This is a genomic window from Xanthomonas sp. MLO165 (genome assembly GCF_018831305.1).
Taxonomy (GTDB): Bacteria; Pseudomonadota; Gammaproteobacteria; order Xanthomonadales; family Xanthomonadaceae; genus Xanthomonas; species Xanthomonas arboricola.
In genome coordinates, this window is the sequence record NZ_CP029263.1 from 3,353,218 (window position 1) to 3,370,220 (window position 17,003).

Genomic DNA, 17,003 nt, shown 5'->3' on the forward strand with positions numbered 1-17,003 from the left:
CGGCGAAGCCGCTATAATCTCCGGCTTCCTCAGTTTCCGCAGGCGTCCGACCGGGCGCGCTCAGCCCATGTCCGACGTCTCCAACGAAGCCGCGCGCCGCCGCACCTTCGCCATCATTTCCCACCCCGATGCGGGCAAGACCACGCTGACCGAAAAGCTGCTGCTGTTCGGCGGTGCGATCCAGATGGCCGGCTCGGTGAAGGGCCGCAAGGCCGCCCGTCACGCCACCTCGGACTGGATGGCGCTGGAAAAGGAACGCGGCATCTCGGTCACCTCCTCGGTGATGCAGTTCCCGTACGAGGGCAAGATCGTCAACCTGCTCGACACCCCCGGCCACGCCGACTTCGGCGAGGACACCTATCGGGTGCTGACTGCGGTGGACTCGGCGCTGATGGTCATCGACGTCGCCAAGGGCGTGGAAGAACGCACCATCAAGCTGATGGAGGTCTGCCGCCTGCGCGACACCCCCATCATGACCTTCATCAACAAGCTCGATCGCGAGGGCAAGAACCCGATCGATCTGCTGGATGAAGTCGAGACCGTGCTCGGCATCCAGTGCGCGCCGGTGACCTGGCCGATCGGCATGGGCCAGCGCCTGAAGGGCGTGGTGCACCTGATCACCGGCGAGGTGCACCTGTACGAACAGGGCCGCAACTTCACCCGCCAGGATTCGACCATCTTCCCGTCGCTGGATGCGCCCGGCCTTGCCGAAAAGATCGGCACGCAGATGCTGGCCGAGCTGCGCGACGAGCTGGAACTGGTGCAGGGTGCCAGCAATCCATTCGATCTGGACGCCTATCGCGCCGGCCAGCAGACCCCGGTGTTCTTCGGCTCGGGCGTCAACAACTTCGGCGTGCAACCGCTGCTGGACTTCTTCGTCGAACATGCACCGCCGCCGCAGGCGCGCGACACCACCGGCCGCCGGGTCGAGGCGACCGAAGCCAAGCTCAGCGGCTTCGTCTTCAAGATCCAGGCCAACATGGACCCGCAGCATCGCGACCGCGTGGCCTTCATGCGCGTGTGCTCGGGCAAGTTCACCGCCGGCATGAAGGCCCTGCATGTGCGCAGCGGCAAGGACGTCAAGCTGGCCAACGCGCTGACCTTCATGGCCTCCGACCGCGAAATCGCCGCCGAAGCCTGGCCGGGCGACGTGATCGGTATCCACAACCACGGCACCATCTCCATCGGCGACACCTTCACCGAAGGCGAATCGCTGTCGTTCACCGGCATTCCCAACTTTGCACCGGAGCTTTTCCGTCGGGCACGCCTGCGCGACCCGCTCAAGCTCAAGCAGCTGCAAAAGGGCCTGGCGCAGCTGTCCGAGGAAGGCGCCACGCAGTTCTTCCGGCCGTTGATGAGCAACGATCTGATCCTCGGCGCGGTAGGCGTGCTGCAGTTCGACGTGGTGGCCTACCGACTCAAGGACGAATACGGCGTGGATGCGATCTTCGAGCCGGTCAGCGTCACCACCGCACGCTGGGTACATTGCGACAACGCCAGGAAGCTGGAGGAGTTCCGCGAGAAAAACGCTGGCAACCTGGGCATCGACGCGGCCGGCCAGCTGGTGTATCTCGCACCGACGCGTGTGAATCTGCAGCTGGCGCAGGAACGTGCGCCGGACGTGCGCTTCTCTGCCACGCGCGAACACGCGCATGCCAAGGCGATCGATTGACCGCGGCTTGAACCGGCGCCTGCGACCGCACTTGCCGGCGATGCGAATTGCTCGCAATTGCGGTACCTTTTTGGCATGAACGCAGACGCCTCCCCCTCGACCGACCTGCGCGACGAGATAGCCAGCGCCGTGACCCACGGCCTGGGTGCCATTGCCGCACTGGCCGGTGGCTCGGTGCTGATCACGCTGGCCGCCGTCTATGGCGACGGCTGGCAACTGGCCACCTCGATCGTGTTCAGCGCCACCCTGGTGTTGCTATACGTCGCCTCCACGCTGTTTCATGCCATCCCGCACCCGGGCGCCAAGGCGCGCCTGCAGGTGCTCGATCACTGCGCGATCTATCTGTTGATCGCCGGTACCTACACCCCGTTTACGCTGATCAATCTGCGCGACTCCTGGGGCTGGGGATTGTTCGCCGCGATCTGGACGATCGCCGCCGCCGGAGTGGTCTTCAAGCTGTTTTTCACCGGTCGTTTCCGCCTGCTGTCGACGGTGCTGTATCTGGCGATGGGCTGGCTGATCGTGGTGGCGATCCAGCCCTTGCTGCGCTCGGTCGATACCTGGTCTCTGTGCTGGCTACTGGCCGGCGGACTCTTCTATACCCTTGGCACGTATTTCTACCAACGCGACACCCAGCGCTATTTCCACGCGATCTGGCATCTGTTCGTACTGGCCGGCAGTGCCTGTCACTTCGTTGCGGTGATTGCGCAGGTGATGTGAGACGCGATCTGCGGCACGTTCGCGCGCCGTGCACGAGGCATCGCCAACCATGGCCCGCGTGAACAACGTGACCGACACCTCAGCTGCACCATCGCCCCCCAGCCCACGTCGTCGACGCTGGCTGGTCGGGCTTGCCATCGTCTCCGCCGCCGTGGTGATCTTCGTGCTGCTGTTCCAGTGGAACTGGCTGCGCGGTCCGGTCGAGCGCGTGGTCAGCGCCAAGACCGGTCGCCAGTTCCATCTCGGCTATCTGGACGTGAAGCTGGGCCGCACGACCACCGTGCGCGGCAATCGGCTGAGCCTGGCGAACGCAGCATGGTCCAAGCGCGGGCCGATGGCCGAGCTCAACTCGGCCGAGATCGATGTCGAGTTGTGGCCACTGCTGCGCGGCAAAGTGCGTCTACCGGAAATCCGCCTGGATCACCCAACCCTCTTGCTGGAAGCCGGCGACGACACCCATCCCGGCAACTGGGTATTCGATCAGGACAGTGGCGATGGCACCATGCCGCGCCTTGGCCGCCTGCTGGTGAACAACGGGCGCCTGCAATACATCGATGCAGCCAATCGCTCTAACGTGGATGTGGCAATCAACAGCCTCGCACCACCGAGCAGCGACCAACGTGCAGCGCCGATCGGCATCGACGGCAAGGGCCGCTGGAAGGGCTATCCCTTTACGCTCAAGGGCAATACTGCCTCGCCGCTGGAACTGAGCCAGAGCGAGCACCCATTCCGCATCGATCTGCGCGGCAGCGCCGGCGCCACCCGCACCCACGTGCGCGGCACCTTGACCAACCCGTTCCAGTTCCAGGTCTTCGATCTGCAAATGGCGCTCAGCGGCCAGGACATGCAGGACCTGTATCCGCTGACCGGCGTGGCCATGCCGTCGACGCCGCCATACAAGCTAGACGGTCATTTGCGCCGCAACGGCCAGCTCTGGCGCTACGAAAAGTTCACCGGTACCGCCGGCGACAGCGATCTGTCGGGCACTGCAGAAGTGGACCTGCGCAACAAGCGTCCGTTCCTGCGTGCCGATCTAGCGTCCAAACGCCTGGACTTCGACGACCTGGCGGGCTTCGTCGGCGCGCCACCGAAGACCGGCGCGAACGAGTCGGCAAATGCAGAACAGAAAAAACAGGCGGCACAGCTCGCAGCCAGTGCACGCGTGCTCCCCAGCACCCCGTACGACTTGTCGAAGCTACGCGCGATGGATGCGCAGGTACGCTGGCGCGCGCAGCGCATCAATGCGCCATCGTGGCCGCTGGACGACATGGATGCCTCGCTGACATTGAAGGACGGCTTGCTGCAGCTGGACCCGCTGAACTTCGGCGTTGCCGGTGGCGATATCCGCTCCATCATCCGCATGGATGCGCGCAGCGAGGTGATCACCACGCACCTCAAGGCAGGTCTTCGCGGCATCCGGCTGGATCAACTCTTCCCCGATACCGCCCTCGCCAAGCAGGCCTCGGGTGCCATCGGTGGCGAATTCGATTTGCGTGGACGCGGCAACTCGATCGGCGCGATGCTCGGTACCGCCGACGGCACGATCGGCGTGGGCATGGGCCGCGGCCATGTCGGCAATCTGATCATGGAGCTGGCCGGGCTGGATATCGCCGAGTCGCTCAAGTATCTGGTCACCAAGGACCGACAGATTCCGGTGCGCTGCATCTTCGGCGACTTCGGCGTGCAGGACGGCCTGATGCAATCGCGTGCGCTGGCCTTCGACAGCACCGACACCATCATCATTGGCGAAGGCAGCATCAGCTTGAAGGACGAGACGCTGGACCTGCTGCTGCGCCCACGCCCGAAAGATCGCAGCATCCTGAGCCTGCGCTCGCCATTGCGGATTGGCGGCAGTTTCAAGGACCCGACCTTCCGTCCGGACTTCAAGGCATTGGGTCTGCGCGGCGCGCTTGCGGTCGGCCTGGGCATGATCGCTCCACCCGCCGCCTTGCTCGCAACCTTCGAACCGGGCCCCGGCAAGGACAGCGACTGCGGCGGCAAGTTCGCAAAGTAAGTGCACTACAGCACTTTGGGCCGCCAGCAGACCTGTCCAGCGCTGTAGCGATGTTGGCAAGGTGTCGATCACACGCAAGTGCATTGACGGATGCAGTGACCCCAAAACTGCAGTAATGGCCAGGATCGAAAGGAACTGATCAAACCGCAGTCCTCGAACGACTGCGCGGCCTGCACTGCTTGCACCATGCAGACCGCCCCTCTCGACAGGTCCTTGCCCGCTCACCGTCGCGGGACCTTACGCGGCATGGATGCCGCGTAAGAGCCTACAAGGACGTACTTGCGGCGTGTCCTGCGATGGTGGGCGGGCAAGGACCTTGCGACCAGGCCACAGATCAAACGCTCCAAAGCTGATCTATCGGCTCGCCACACTCCTCAAGCTATTGCGAGCAGCAGCGTCGTTCAAGACAAGACGCAGGGAACGTCGCCGGCACGGCCTTAGCTGGCGATGTAACGCTGCAACTGATCGATATCGCGCTGCTGGTTCTCAATCACCGCCTTGACCAGATCGCCGATGGAAATCACGCCCTGCACGCGGCCGTTGTCGACCACCGGCAGATGCCGGAAGCGTCCGTCGGTCATCAACTGCATGCAGCGCTCCACCGTGTCCGACGGCGACACTGTCACCACCTCGGTACTCATGATGTCGGCAACGCTGGTGGTCGATGAGGCGCGATCGCGCAGCACCACCTTGCGCGCGTAATCGCGCTCGGACACGATGCCGACCAGGCGTGGCCCGTCCATCACCAACACCGCGCCGATGCCCTTCTCGGCCATCAGGCGGATCGCCTCGATCACTGCAGCGTCTGCCGCTACCGCGAATACCTCAACCTGTTTGGTCCCCAACAGCTGTCGTACGGTCTGCATGGCCCGCTCCGCGCTTGGTCTGGTGGTCGCAGCCTACTCCCACCGCGCCGCAGTGGGTATCGACCAGGTAGAGCGGACGCTGCTTGGCCTCGTCGTACAAGCGGCCCAGGTATTCGCCGATCAGGCCCAGGGCGATCAGCTGGATGCCGCCCAGGAACAGGATCACCGACATCATGGTCGGCCAGCCGGCCACCGGGTCGCCCATCAGCGCCGCCTTGATCACCACCCAGCCACCGAACAGGAATGCCACCAGCGCGGTGAGCAAACCCAGATAGGTCGCCACGCGCAGCGGCACGGTGGAAAAACTGGTGATGCCATCCAGCGCGAAGTTCCACAGCCGCCACACGGTGAATTTGCTGCGCCCCGACAGCCGTGGCGCACGCCGGTACGGCAATGCCACCTGGCGAAACCCAACCCAACCGAACAGCCCCTTCATGAAACGGTGGCGCTCGCGCAGCTGCTGCAAGGCCTCCACCACCCGCGGCGACAACAGCCTGAAATCTCCGGTATCGGCCGGAATCGGTGTGCGCGACAACTGCCGGATCACCCGGTAGAACGCATGCGCCGCACTGCGCTTCAGCCAGCTCTCGCCCTCGCGGAAAATCCGCGTGCCGAAGATGTTGTCGTAACCGGCACGCCATAGTGCGACGAACTCGGGGATCAACTCCGGCGGGTCCTGTCCATCGGCATCGAGCAGCACCACCGCACCGGGCAGCACATGGTCCAGGCCTGCAGAAATCGCGACCTCCTTGCCGAAGTTACGCGACAGCCGCACCGCACTCACCTGCGCATCGGCATCAGCAAGTGCCTGCAACACGCTCCAGGTGCCATCGCTGCTGCCATCGTCGACATACAGCACATGCGTCTGCACCCCACTCAGGCCCGCCAGCACTGCGCACAGGCGCGGGTGCAGCTGTGGAATGCTGGTCTCCTCGTTGTAGGCTGCAATCACCACCGTCAGGCGGTCTCCTGCCACCGGCAGCTGCACGGGTCCGGACGTGCGCATGCTCACGGCGCCTGCAGATACGCAGGGCCACCCAGCTGGCGTGCCTGCCGCTGGATCCATGCCGTCCGCCGTTGCACATAGGCGCCGGGCCGACGCGCGTCATAACGGCGTGGCGAGGGCAGCACCGCCGCCAGGCGCGCCGACTCGGTCGGTGACAACCCAGCCGCATCCTTGCTCCAGAATTGCCGGGCAGCGGCCTGCGCGCCATACACCCCGTCACCGAACTCGGCCACGTTGAGATACATCTCCAGAATGCGCTGCTTCGGCCACAGCAACTCGATCAGCACCGTGTACCAGGCCTCCAGGCCCTTGCGTACCCAACTGCGGCCCTGCCACAGGAACACGTTCTTGGCGACCTGCTGACTGATCGTGCTGGCCCCGCGCACGCGCCCACCGCGCGCATTGTGATCGCGCGCCTTTTCGATCGCCTGCAGGTCGAAGCCGTGATGCACCGGAAACTGCTGATCCTCCGCAGCCACCACCGAAATCGGCAGGCTGGCGGCGATCCCGTCGTAGTCGCGCCATTGCTGGTGCAGCGAAAAATCCCAATCGCCCTCGCCCCAGGCTTCCAGATAACGCCCCACCATCATGCTGCTGATCGGCGGATCGACCACCCGCAGCACCAGCACCTGCAGCACGCTCGCGGCGGCAAACAGCAGCGGCGCTGCCAACAGCCAACGCAGCCAGCGACCCGCGCGCCGCGGTGGCGCCACCTGCTTGCCATCCAATGCATCCGTCCCCATTGTTCGCTACGACCTTTCATCCCGATGCTCGTTGCATTATCCGGCAACCGGCGTCCCTTACGTCCGATGTTCCCATGACCGATCACGATCAGCTTTCCCGTTTCCTGCTGCCTGCTGCCGGCGTGCGCGGCGTCCATGTCCGCCTGACCCAGGCCTGGCACGACATCCAGGGGGCCGCCGACTACCCGCCCGCCGCACGCCAGTTGCTCGGCGAGGCGGCGGTGGCCGCCGCCCTGTTCACCGGCCACACCAAGGTCGACGGGCGTCTGTCGGTGCAGCTGCGCGGCAACCAGACGCTACGCACCCTGTTCGCCGAATGCACCGCGGCCGGCACCTTGCGCGGCATCGTGCAGCTGGCCGACGGCGCCGATGCGCCCGCCGACCTGCGCGAACTGGGTGAGGCCGCGCTGCTGGCCATCACCATCGAGAACCCCGGCCTGGACCCGCGCGAACCGCAGCGCTACCAGAGCCTGGTCGGCATGCAGGCGCCGGATCTGGCCGAAGCGTTCGAAACTTATTTCCAGCAGTCCGAGCAACTGCCGACCCGCCTGCTGCTGGCCGCCGGCCCGGATCAGGCCGCTGGCCTGTTGCTGCAAAAGCTGCCAGGCGACGAGGGCGACACCGATGGCTGGACCCGCATCGGCGCGCTGTTCGACACTCTGGGCGCACCGGAATTGCTCTCGGTCGCCAGCGAGGACCTGCTGCACCGGTTGTTCCACGAGGAAGACACCCAATTACTGGGCAGCAAGCCGCTCAGCTTCGGCTGCTCGTGCTCGCGCGAGCGGGTCGCCTCGATGCTGCAGTCCCTGGGCGAAGACGAGGCCCGTGCCGCTGCCGAGGCGACCGGCGAGGTCGAGGTCCGCTGCGAGTTCTGTGGGCGTGAGTATCACTTTCCGTTGACCGCACTGGACGTACTTTTCAGCGAGGCGCGCCCCCTGCAGGAGGCGCCGGAACGGTTGCAGTAGAAAGGTTTGACAGGTGCGATCCGGGGATCGTGAGTACTTGTTAAATAATCATAAACACCCTAGCATTCCGACTGCCCGCTTCCGGGAACTTAACAACTGCCGCTGGGTCTGAACTCTGGTATGCGACACCTACTGCGCCTTCCGCTTGCTCTGATGGTTGCCCTTGCGGCGGCTACGGGTGTGCATGCGCAGTCGACCCAGCAGGTACGTGAAAGCACCATCCTGCCGGTGTGGAACAAAGGCAGCGGCAAGGTCGAAGCCTTTCTGTACCTGGAGCCCACCGGCGAGCAGAGGGCCGGTGCACGCTGGCACTTCGGCCGCAACTCGCTGGACGCGGCATTCGGCCTGACCTCCGGCGACTCGCTGGGCCTGATTTGCAACAGCAGCCGCGGCACCAACATCAACGGACTCGCCAGCCACTGCCTGCTCGCAGGCATCGGCGATGACGAAGAAGACAGCGCCGCCGCATCGCGCCGCGTGTCGGCAACCCTGGGCTTCAACCGTGGCGGCGCACGCGCCGGCGTCACTGCCGGTACCGGCCGCGATACCCTGCCGGCCTGGTTGATCGGCGCCGGCAAGGCACCGCTGACCCGCGTCGAACAGAACGACCTGACCGTGTTCGGGCAGAAGAACATCGGCCGCGAAGGCTTCGTTTCGATCGGCGGCACCTATGCGCGCGCGCGCCTGGTACCGCTGGCCGACGTTTCGCCGGCGATCGCCGATCAGTGGGACAGCAAGACCCTGAGCGTCGGAGGCGGCTACGGTGCCTTCAGCGCCAACGTCATCGGCCGCGTCGTCGACGTCCCCGGCCAGCCGGAAAAGTGGGAAGGTCTGGGCCTGGGTCTGACTTGGCGCACCCCCTGGAGCGGCCAGCTGACCGTCGGCGCAGAGAACGTCATCTCCCGCGGCAAGAACCCGTTTGCGCCGAGCAACGAGAGCAACAGCGACGGTACGATCCCGTACGTTCGGTATGAGCAAGACCTCTAAGTAATTGATTTTAAATTATTTTACCTAACGCCACCGGCTTGCAGCCGGTGGCGTTTTGCGTTCCAGCACCCGGCCTGCGGCAGCCTTTCACGTCTTTCTTCTTTTTCGTTAACGGGACTTTAATTTCTCGCATAACGCATATACCATCGGTTCACCCTGACGTTTTGGATCCGCTTCTTTCGGACCCCCGACAGGCAAACAACCCTTGGCAGTACCCAAGATCACTTGGAGAGAGAGCTAATGAATTGCAAGTCCAACAAGCTGCGCGATGCAGTCGTCCTCGCGCTTGTCGTGGGCGTCGGCGGTACCGGTACCGCCATCGCTCAGGAAGCCGGCACCACCAACCTCGACAAGATCGAAGTGACCGGTTCGCGCATCAAGAGCGCAGACGTTGAAACGTCGCAGCCCGTTCTGACGCTGACCCGTCAGGACATCGACAAGCAGGGCGTCACCTCTGTTGCCGATGTGTTGCAGCGCGTGGCAGCCAACGGCGCGGCGCTGAACCGCACCTTCAATAACGGCGGCGACGGTAGCTCAGGCATCGCGCTGCGCAACCTCGGCAGCGCACGTACCCTGGTGCTGGTCAACGGCCGCCGCTGGACCACGGGTCTGGACGGCAGCGTCGACCTCAACACCATTCCGACTGCGATGGTTGAGCGCATCGACATCCTGAAGGATGGCGCGTCGACGATTTACGGCTCCGATGCCATTGCCGGCGTGGTGAATATCATCACCCGCAAGAACTTCGACGGTGCCGAGGCAGGCGTCAACATTGGCCAGTACAGCGATGGCGATGGCCAGCGCCAGGCCTACGACTTCACGATCGGCACCACCACCGATCGCGCAAGCCTGCTGCTGGGCGCTTCGTACGTGCAGGAAGAGTCCGTCATGGCGGGCGATCGGCAGATCTCCGCTGGCGGTCCTCCGTTCTTCAGCGGCCAGAGCGGCACCGGATTCCCGGGTTCGTATGTGCGCAATGGTGCGCGCCGCATCCTGATCAATGGCGTCGAAACGCCTTACGTGGCCAATGTCCACGGTTACAACACCGCGCCGGACAACTATCTGCTGACCCCGCAGGAACGCACCTCGCTGTTCGCTCAAGGTACTTTCAACTTCACCGACAACGTGACGTTCCGCACCGAGGCGATGTACAACGAGCGCAAGTCGGAGCAGTTGCTGGCGGCAATGCCGGTCACCGGCCTGACCTTGAGCGCCGACAGCCTCTACAACCCCTTCGACCAGAACCTGACCAGCGTCAACCGCCGCTTTATCGAAACCGGTGGCCGCTCGTTCAATCAGAACGTCAAGAACTGGCACTTCTACGGTGGCCTGGAAGGTTTCTTCGAATTTGCCGACCACAGCTTCGACTGGGATGTGGGCTATCGCTACGACAAGTCCGATCAGAACGATCTGACCTACGGCCTGTTCAACCTTGCCAACCTCAACAACGCCTACGGCCCCTCCGAGCTGCGTGGCGGCGTGCCGGTCTGCGTCACCGCACCCGGTGGCGATGTGATTCCCGGATGCGTCCCGGTCAATCCGCTGGGCCCGCGCGGCTCGATCAGCCAGGCGGCGCTGGATTACACCGGTTTCACCGCGCACGACTCGTCCTCGGTTGAATCCAAGGGCTACACCGCAAATCTCAGCGGCGACATCGTCGACCTGCCGGCTGGCCCGCTGGCCTTCGCGGCTGGCTACGAATACCGCAAGGAAAGCGGCCAGTTCGATCCGGACGCCTTCATTGCGGCGGGCCTCAGCACCGGCAACGGCGCACGCCCGACTGCAGGCTCCTACAGCCTGGACGAGTTCTATCTGGAACTGTCGGTCCCGGTGCTGGCCGATCTGCCGGGCGCCCAGCTGCTGGACTTCAGCCTCGCGACGCGTTACTCGGACTACAGCAACTTCGGCGACACCGTGAACAACAAGTTCGGCTTCCGCTGGAAGCCCATTCAGGACTTGATGATCCGCGGCAACTACAGCGAAGGCTTCCGCGCGCCCAGCATCAACAACCTGTTTGCCGGTAACGCCGACTCGTTCGAAACCTACGCCGATCCCTGCTCGATCCAGGCTGGTCAGCTCAGCAACCCGGTCGTGGCACAGAACTGCACCGCAGCCGGCGTGCCTGCCAATTTTGTGCAGCCCGGTGCAGGCACCGGCGCCAAGCAGACGCTGGAGCCGTTCACCTACACCTCCAACGAGCAGTTGCAGCCGGAAACCTCGACCAGCCGCACCCTGGGCCTGGTGTTCAGCCCCAGCTTCGCGCAGGGCTTGAATGTCACCTTGGACTGGTGGCAGATCGAGATCGAAAACGCGATCACGCGTCCGGCAGCACAGTTCATCCTCGACAAGTGCTACGGCGGCAGTGCCGGCGAACAGGCTCAGTACTGCGCGCTTGTCACGCGTGATCCGACCTACGCCGATGGCGCCTACACCATCACCAACATCAACATGCCGCTGTTGAATCTGGCGTCGTACAAGGTGGAAGGCTGGGATCTGGGTATCAACTACCGCTTGCCGGAGACGGCGTTCGGCCAGTTCACCATCAGCTGGGATTCGACCTACCTGTCGAGCTGGGAAACCAAGGCGACTGCCGATTCCGAACTGGAGCAGTTCCAGGGCCGTTACCTGAATCAGGATCCGTACTGGCGCATTCGTTCCAATCTTTATGTCGATTGGTCCCTCGGCGATTTCGGCATCAACTGGGGCATTCGCTACAAGTCCGGCATGGAAGAAGTCTGCCCGCTGTCTGCAGCGCTGGCCCAGGCGTATTGCTCGGAGCCTGATCGCGTCACCGCCGACGGCGCATCGCCGCGTAACCACATCGGCGCGACGACGTATCACGACATCCAGGTGCGTTACAACACGCCTTGGAATGCAACCGTGTCGGTCGGCCTGAACAACGCGTTCGACAAGGATCCGCCGGTCGCGTACAGCACGTCCTACAACATGTTCGATCCGCAATACGATCTGCCGGGCCGCTACATGTACATGCAGTACCGCCAGCGCTTCTGATAGAGCCTGCGGCGTAAAACAACTACGGCCCCGAATGGGGCCGTAGTTGCGTCTGGAGTTTTAAAACCGGGAACCGGACGCGGCATCCATCGCGTGCTGGTCACCCCGGAATCAAGGTCTGGATCACATGCTCGACATAGGCCTCGAAGTCCTCGCGGGCTTGCTTGGGCTGCTGCAGTTGCAGCGAGAGCTGCAGGAAACCGACGTAGGCGGCGTAGGCCAGGCGGGCGCGGTGTTGGGCATCGGTGCGGCTCAGGCCGGCCTGGCGGAACGAGGCGATCAGGTAGTCGAGACGGCGCTGCGAGACGCGGTCGATGACCGGGCGCACGGCCGGGTGATCGAGTGCCTTGAGCAGTTCGCTGTAGATGACGTGCGGCTTGACTTCGTGCGCGACCAGTTGAAACAGCGCGCGCAGGCGTGCGCTGGGGTCCGGGACGTCTTCCAGGCTGCCGAATACTTCCTTCTGTTCGAAGATTTCCCAGCGTTCCAGGGCTGCCTGCAGCAAGGCATCGCGCGAGGGAAAATGCCAGTAGAAGCTGCCCTTGGTCACCCCGAGACGGCGTGCCAGTGGCTCCACCGCGACGGCGCCCACCCCTTGTTCGGCGATCAGGTCCAGTGCGGCCTGCGCCCAATCGTCCGCGCTGAGGCGGTTGCCGCGACCGGAGGTGGCGCGGGGCGTGGTGAGGCTTGGGTCGGTGATGTCATTCATTGCCGCGATTTAACCATACGCTTGAGTCAGTTGCAGTATGCATCACAAAAAGGACATACAACTGCCACGATTCAATGGCTTAACCGTCCATACGAAGGAGTATTGACAGCCGCATAGGCAGATCCATACCATGAGGTATGGTCACCTCTTCTCCTAGCCTCGCCCATAGTGCGTCTACCTCGCGCATCGACGCTGGCGAGACGTCGCTTGCGGTGTCGGTGCGGGGCGCGGACCACACGCCGACGGTGCTGCTGGCACATGGCTTTGGACAAACCCGGCACGCGTGGGAAAGCACTGCGGTCCAACTGGCCGAAGCTGGCTACCGGGCGCTGGCCTACGATGCGCGCGGCCATGGCGATTCCGGTTTCAACGACGCAGACCTGCCCTACTCGGCCACGCAGTTCACCGATGACCTGATCGTGCTGGCAGGCGAGCAGGCCGAGCCACCGGTGCTGGTTGCCGCATCGATGGGCGGCTTGTTCGGCCTGCTTGCCGAGGCGCGCTGGCCAGGTCTGTTTCGCGCGATCGTGCTGGTCGACATCACGCCGCGCTGGGACACCGCGGGCGTGGAGCGCATCCTGCGTTTCATGACCGCACATCCAGATGGCTTTGCATCGCTGGATGCCGCCGCAGATGTGATTGCCGCCTATTTGCCACAGCGCCCACGCAAGACGGCCGAGCAATTGCAGGCCTTGCTGAGGCAGCGCGCAGACGGGCGCTGGCACTGGCACTGGGATCCGCGGCTGGTCGATGAACTGGCGGGACAGGATCCGCACGCACAACAACAGACCTTGCTGGACGCCGCCGCGCGGGCGCGTTGCCCGATGTTGCTGATCAGCGGCGGTCGCAGCGACCTGGTCACGCCGGACACCATCAAGGAATTCCTGTCGATCGCGCCGCATGCGCAGCACGTGCATCTGCCCGATGCCACGCACATGCTGGCCGGCGACGACAACACCACGTTTACCGCAACCGTGTTGCATTATCTGGACGCACTGCCCCCGGTTGGCACCATCGCAGCGTCCAACATTACCGAGCATGTCACTGGAGCAAGACCATGAGCATCGTTGCACCGTTCCTCCTCGTCATCCTGGCGGCGGGCATCGCTGCCTATCACCGCATGCGCCTTGCCACCTGGGTCGCGCTGAGCGCCTGTGTGCTGGTGGCCTGCTGGTTGCTGGGTGCCAATCTCACCGCAACCATCGTCGCTGCCGTGCTGGTGGTGCTGGTTTCCGCGCCAGTGCTGTTGCCGTTCCTGCGCAAGCCGCTGCTGACCACGCCGCTGATGGGCTTCTTCCGCAAGGTGCTGCCGCCGCTGTCGCAGACCGAGCGCATCGCGCTGGAAACGGGCTCGGTGGGCTTTGAAGGCGAACTGTTCACCGGCGACCCGGATTGGCAGAAGCTGCTCAACTATCCCAAGCCGCAACTGAGCGCCGAAGAGCAGGCCTTCCTGGATGGCCCGGTCGAAGAGCTGTGCAGGATGGTCAACGACTGGGAGATCACCCACGTCCACGCCGACCTGCCGCCGGAGCTGTGGGAATACATCAAGAAGAACAAGTTCTTCGGCATGATCATTCCCAAGCAGTACGGCGGGCTTGGCTTCAGTGCGCTTGCGCATCACAAGGTGATCCAGAAGCTGTCCTCGATCTCCAGCGTGGTCAGCTCCACTGTCGGCGTGCCCAACTCGCTCGGGCCGGGCGAGCTGCTGCTGCATTACGGCACGCCGGAACAGAAGGATTACTATCTGCCGCGCCTGGCGGTCGGCGCAGAAGTGCCGTGTTTCGGCCTGACCGGTCCGTTCGCCGGTTCCGATGCGACCTCGATCCCCGACTACGGCATCGTCTGCAAGGGCGAGTGGAATGGCGCCAACGTGCTCGGCGTCAAGCTGACCTTCGACAAGCGCTACATCACCCTGGCGCCGGTGGCCTCGCTGATCGGCCTGGCATTCCGCGCCTACGATCCGGATGGCCTGATCGGCGACAAGAAGGACATCGGCATCACCCTGGCCCTGTTGCCGCGCGAGACCCCCGGCGTGGAAATCGGCCGTCGCCATTTCCCGCTCAATTCGCCGTTCCAGAATGGCCCGATCCACGGCGAGGAAGTGTTCATCCCGCTGAGCCAGCTGATCGGCGGCGTGGAGATGGTCGGTAAGGGCTGGAACATGCTCAACGAGTGCCTGGCGGTGGGCCGTTCCATCACCCTGCCCTCCACGGCCAGCGGTGGCAGCAAGTATGCCGCCGTGGTCACCGGCGCGTATGCGCGTATTCGCAAGCAGTTCGGCCTGTCGGTCGGACGCTTCGAGGGCGTCGAAGAAGCGCTCGCGCGGATCGGCGGCAAGGCCTATGCCATCAGCGCGCTGTCGCAGGCCACCGCTGCGGCGGTGGACCGTGGCGATGTGCCATCGGTGCCGTCGGCGATCGCCAAGTATCACTGCACCACCATGGGCCGCGAAGTGGTCAGCGACATGATGGATGTGATCGGTGGCAAGGGCATCATCCTGGGGCCGCGCAACTTTGCCGGCCGTGCCTGGCAGGCGGCGCCGATCGGCGTGACCGTGGAAGGCGCCAACATCATGACCCGCAGCCTGCTGATCTTCGGGCAGGGCGCAATCCTGTGCCATCCGTGGGTGATGAAGGAAATGCAGGCGGCGCAGGATCCGGACACGCGTCGTGGCCTGGAAGAGTTCGACCAGAGTCTGTTCGGGCATATCCGCTTCGGCATCTCCAATGCGGTGCGTTCGTTCTGGTTCGGGCTGACCGGTGCGCGCATCGGGGCAGCGCCGGGCGATGCGTACACGCGGCGCTTCTTCCGCAAGCTGGATCGTTATTCCGCCAACCTGGCGCTGATGGCCGACGTGTCGATGCTGATGCTCGGCGGCAAGCTCAAGTTCAAGGAATCGCTGTCCGGACGTCTGGGCGACGTGCTGAGCCACATCTACCTGACCAGCGCGATGCTCAAGCGCTATCACGACGAAGGCGCGCCGGCGACCGATCAGCCGCTGCTGGCCTGGGCGTTCCATGACAGCGTGCACAAGATCGAAACCGCGCTGTCTGCGGCGCTGCGCAACTTCCCGATCCGTCCGGTGGGCTGGCTGATGTGGGTGCTGATCTTCCCGCTGGGCCGTCGTGCCGAAGCACCGGGCGACCGGCTGGGACACCGCGTGGCATCGATCCTGATGACACCGAACGAAGCGCGTGACCGTCTGGGCCAGGGCGTGTTTCTGACCCCCTGCGCCAACAATCCGGGCGGACGTATCGCCAGCTATCTGGCCAAGGCCGTGCTGGCCGAGCCGGTGGAGCGCAAGTTCCTCAAGGCGCTCAAGACCAAGCGCATCGAGGCGCTGGATTTCACCGCGCAGCTGGACGAAGCCGTGGCCGAAGGCGTGATCACCGGCGACGAGCGCAGGCAGCTGGAAGAGTTGCGCGAGATGATGATGGACACCATCACCGTGGACGATTTCGACCCGCACGAACTGCGTGCGGCCAGCTACTACGACAAGCCGCAAGCCCAGCAGCCGCGCGAAGCGGCATAAGGCGCAGGCCAAGTGACGGCAGACGACGGCGGGCTTCGGCCCGCCGTCGTCGTTTGTGGAGACTGGCTGTGGTGGAGGCCGAGCATTCGCAACTGCGCTGCCTGCCGCCAGCGTCTTCGATCAGTTCCCAGCAACTGCAATCCCTGTAGACACCTGGTAGGAGCGGGCTTGCCCGCGATGAAGCTCTACCGGTAACGCCCCATCGCGGGCAGGCCCGCTCCTACAGGAAGCGAGCACACGGCCTCAGCGCGGCAACAACAGCAACGCCAGGGCAATCAGCGCGGGCAAGGCCTGCACGAAAAAAATGCGGCGGTTGACGCTGTAGGCACCATAGCAGCCTGCCACGACGACACAGCCCAGAAAGAAGCTCAGCACATCCGCGCGTGCCTGCAACGCGCCCCAGAACAGGCCCGCTGCCAGGAAGCCGTTGTACAAGCCCTGATTGGCCGCGAGCACGCGCGTGGCTTGCGCCTTCTCGGGAGTATTGCGGAAGGTCTTCAGGCCCAGCGGCCGCGTCCACAACGCCATCTCCAAGACCAGGATGTAAACGTGCAGCAGAGCGACGCACAGGCCGGCAATGATGGCAAACAGGGACATGGCGGATCGGCGTGATGGATGTGGCGACCAGCATAGCTGCGATTGCGGCCCTGCTGCTCGGAACAGGCGACGGAACCCGGCGCGCCGGCAAGAGACGGGGGATGTGCAGGACCTGCATACATGATCGGAGCGTCGCGATTGCGGACATCGGCGGCGTGTCCTGCAATGGCCTGATCTATC

General features: G+C 64.2%; 13 protein-coding genes. 8 read left to right on the forward strand and 5 right to left on the reverse strand.

What is annotated here, in order from left to right:
- Positions 1-67 precede the first annotated feature (67 nt).
- From DGN21_RS14195 to DGN21_RS14205, 3 genes are all read left to right on the forward strand, one after another.
- Positions 68-1,672 carry a peptide chain release factor 3 gene (locus DGN21_RS14195; RefSeq protein WP_024939243.1) on the forward strand — a complete coding sequence of 535 codons (1,605 nt, stop codon included), beginning with the start codon at positions 68-70 and terminating at the stop codon, positions 1,670-1,672.
- A gap of 75 nt (positions 1,673-1,747) precedes the next feature.
- The gene (locus DGN21_RS14200) at positions 1,748-2,392 is read left to right on the forward strand and encodes a hemolysin III family protein (RefSeq protein WP_024939244.1); all 645 of its coding nucleotides are present in this window, start codon (positions 1,748-1,750) and stop codon (positions 2,390-2,392) included.
- A 49-nt stretch (positions 2,393-2,441) separates the two neighbouring features.
- Positions 2,442-4,406 carry an AsmA family protein gene (locus tag DGN21_RS14205; RefSeq protein ID WP_126966171.1) on the forward strand — a complete coding sequence of 655 codons (1,965 nt, stop codon included), beginning with the start codon at positions 2,442-2,444 and terminating at the stop codon, positions 4,404-4,406.
- A 437-nt stretch (positions 4,407-4,843) separates the two neighbouring features.
- On the opposite strand, the gene DGN21_RS14210 is transcribed toward DGN21_RS14205, so the two are convergent.
- Genes DGN21_RS14210 through mtgA form a run of 3 tightly spaced genes read right to left on the reverse strand, consistent with a single transcriptional unit; the run spans position 4,844 to position 7,021 of the window.
- On the reverse strand, positions 4,844-5,272 hold the full coding sequence (locus DGN21_RS14210; protein WP_126966172.1) for a CBS domain-containing protein: 429 nt from the start codon (positions 5,270-5,272) through the stop codon (positions 4,844-4,846).
- Positions 5,232-6,278, reverse strand: coding sequence for a glycosyltransferase family 2 protein (locus DGN21_RS14215; RefSeq protein WP_102251543.1), 1,047 nt, complete (start codon positions 6,276-6,278; stop codon positions 5,232-5,234). The genes DGN21_RS14210 and DGN21_RS14215 overlap by 41 nt, the downstream gene beginning before the upstream one ends.
- A gap of 2 nt (positions 6,279-6,280) precedes the next feature.
- A complete protein-coding gene (gene mtgA, locus DGN21_RS14220) occupies positions 6,281-7,021 on the reverse strand; it encodes a monofunctional biosynthetic peptidoglycan transglycosylase (protein WP_126966173.1) in 741 nt (246 codons plus the stop codon).
- 74 nt (positions 7,022-7,095) lie between these two features.
- Between mtgA and DGN21_RS14225 the strand changes: the two genes are divergently transcribed.
- From DGN21_RS14225 to DGN21_RS14235, 3 genes are all read left to right on the forward strand, one after another.
- Entirely contained in the window at positions 7,096-7,986 is an 891-nt protein-coding gene (locus DGN21_RS14225; protein WP_024939249.1) for an Hsp33 family molecular chaperone HslO, read from the forward strand.
- Positions 7,987-8,139: 153 nt separating this feature from the next.
- Entirely contained in the window at positions 8,140-8,973 is an 834-nt protein-coding gene (locus DGN21_RS14230) for a hypothetical protein (RefSeq protein WP_024939250.1), read from the forward strand.
- 240 nt (positions 8,974-9,213) lie between these two features.
- Entirely contained in the window at positions 9,214-11,985 is a 2,772-nt protein-coding gene (locus DGN21_RS14235) for a TonB-dependent receptor (protein WP_160954747.1), read from the forward strand.
- A 100-nt stretch (positions 11,986-12,085) separates the two neighbouring features.
- Here DGN21_RS14235 and DGN21_RS14240 read toward each other — a convergent pair whose 3' ends face one another.
- Positions 12,086-12,694: a TetR/AcrR family transcriptional regulator gene (locus tag DGN21_RS14240; protein WP_016902764.1), complete on the reverse strand. Its 609-nt coding sequence runs from the start codon at positions 12,692-12,694 to the stop codon at positions 12,086-12,088.
- A gap of 137 nt (positions 12,695-12,831) precedes the next feature.
- On the opposite strand from DGN21_RS14240, the gene DGN21_RS14245 reads away from it, so the two are divergent.
- Both DGN21_RS14245 and DGN21_RS14250 read left to right on the forward strand, forming a co-directional pair.
- The gene (locus DGN21_RS14245) at positions 12,832-13,755 is read left to right on the forward strand and encodes an alpha/beta hydrolase (RefSeq protein WP_215824953.1); all 924 of its coding nucleotides are present in this window, start codon (positions 12,832-12,834) and stop codon (positions 13,753-13,755) included.
- Positions 13,752-16,226 carry an acyl-CoA dehydrogenase gene (locus DGN21_RS14250; protein ID WP_215824954.1) on the forward strand — a complete coding sequence of 825 codons (2,475 nt, stop codon included), beginning with the start codon at positions 13,752-13,754 and terminating at the stop codon, positions 16,224-16,226. Before DGN21_RS14245 ends, DGN21_RS14250 begins: the two co-directional genes overlap by 4 nt.
- A 243-nt stretch (positions 16,227-16,469) precedes the next feature.
- On the opposite strand, the gene DGN21_RS14255 is transcribed toward DGN21_RS14250, so the two are convergent.
- Positions 16,470-16,823 carry a DUF1304 domain-containing protein gene (locus DGN21_RS14255; protein ID WP_126966175.1) on the reverse strand — a complete coding sequence of 118 codons (354 nt, stop codon included), beginning with the start codon at positions 16,821-16,823 and terminating at the stop codon, positions 16,470-16,472.
- Positions 16,824-17,003: the final 180 nt, after the last annotated feature.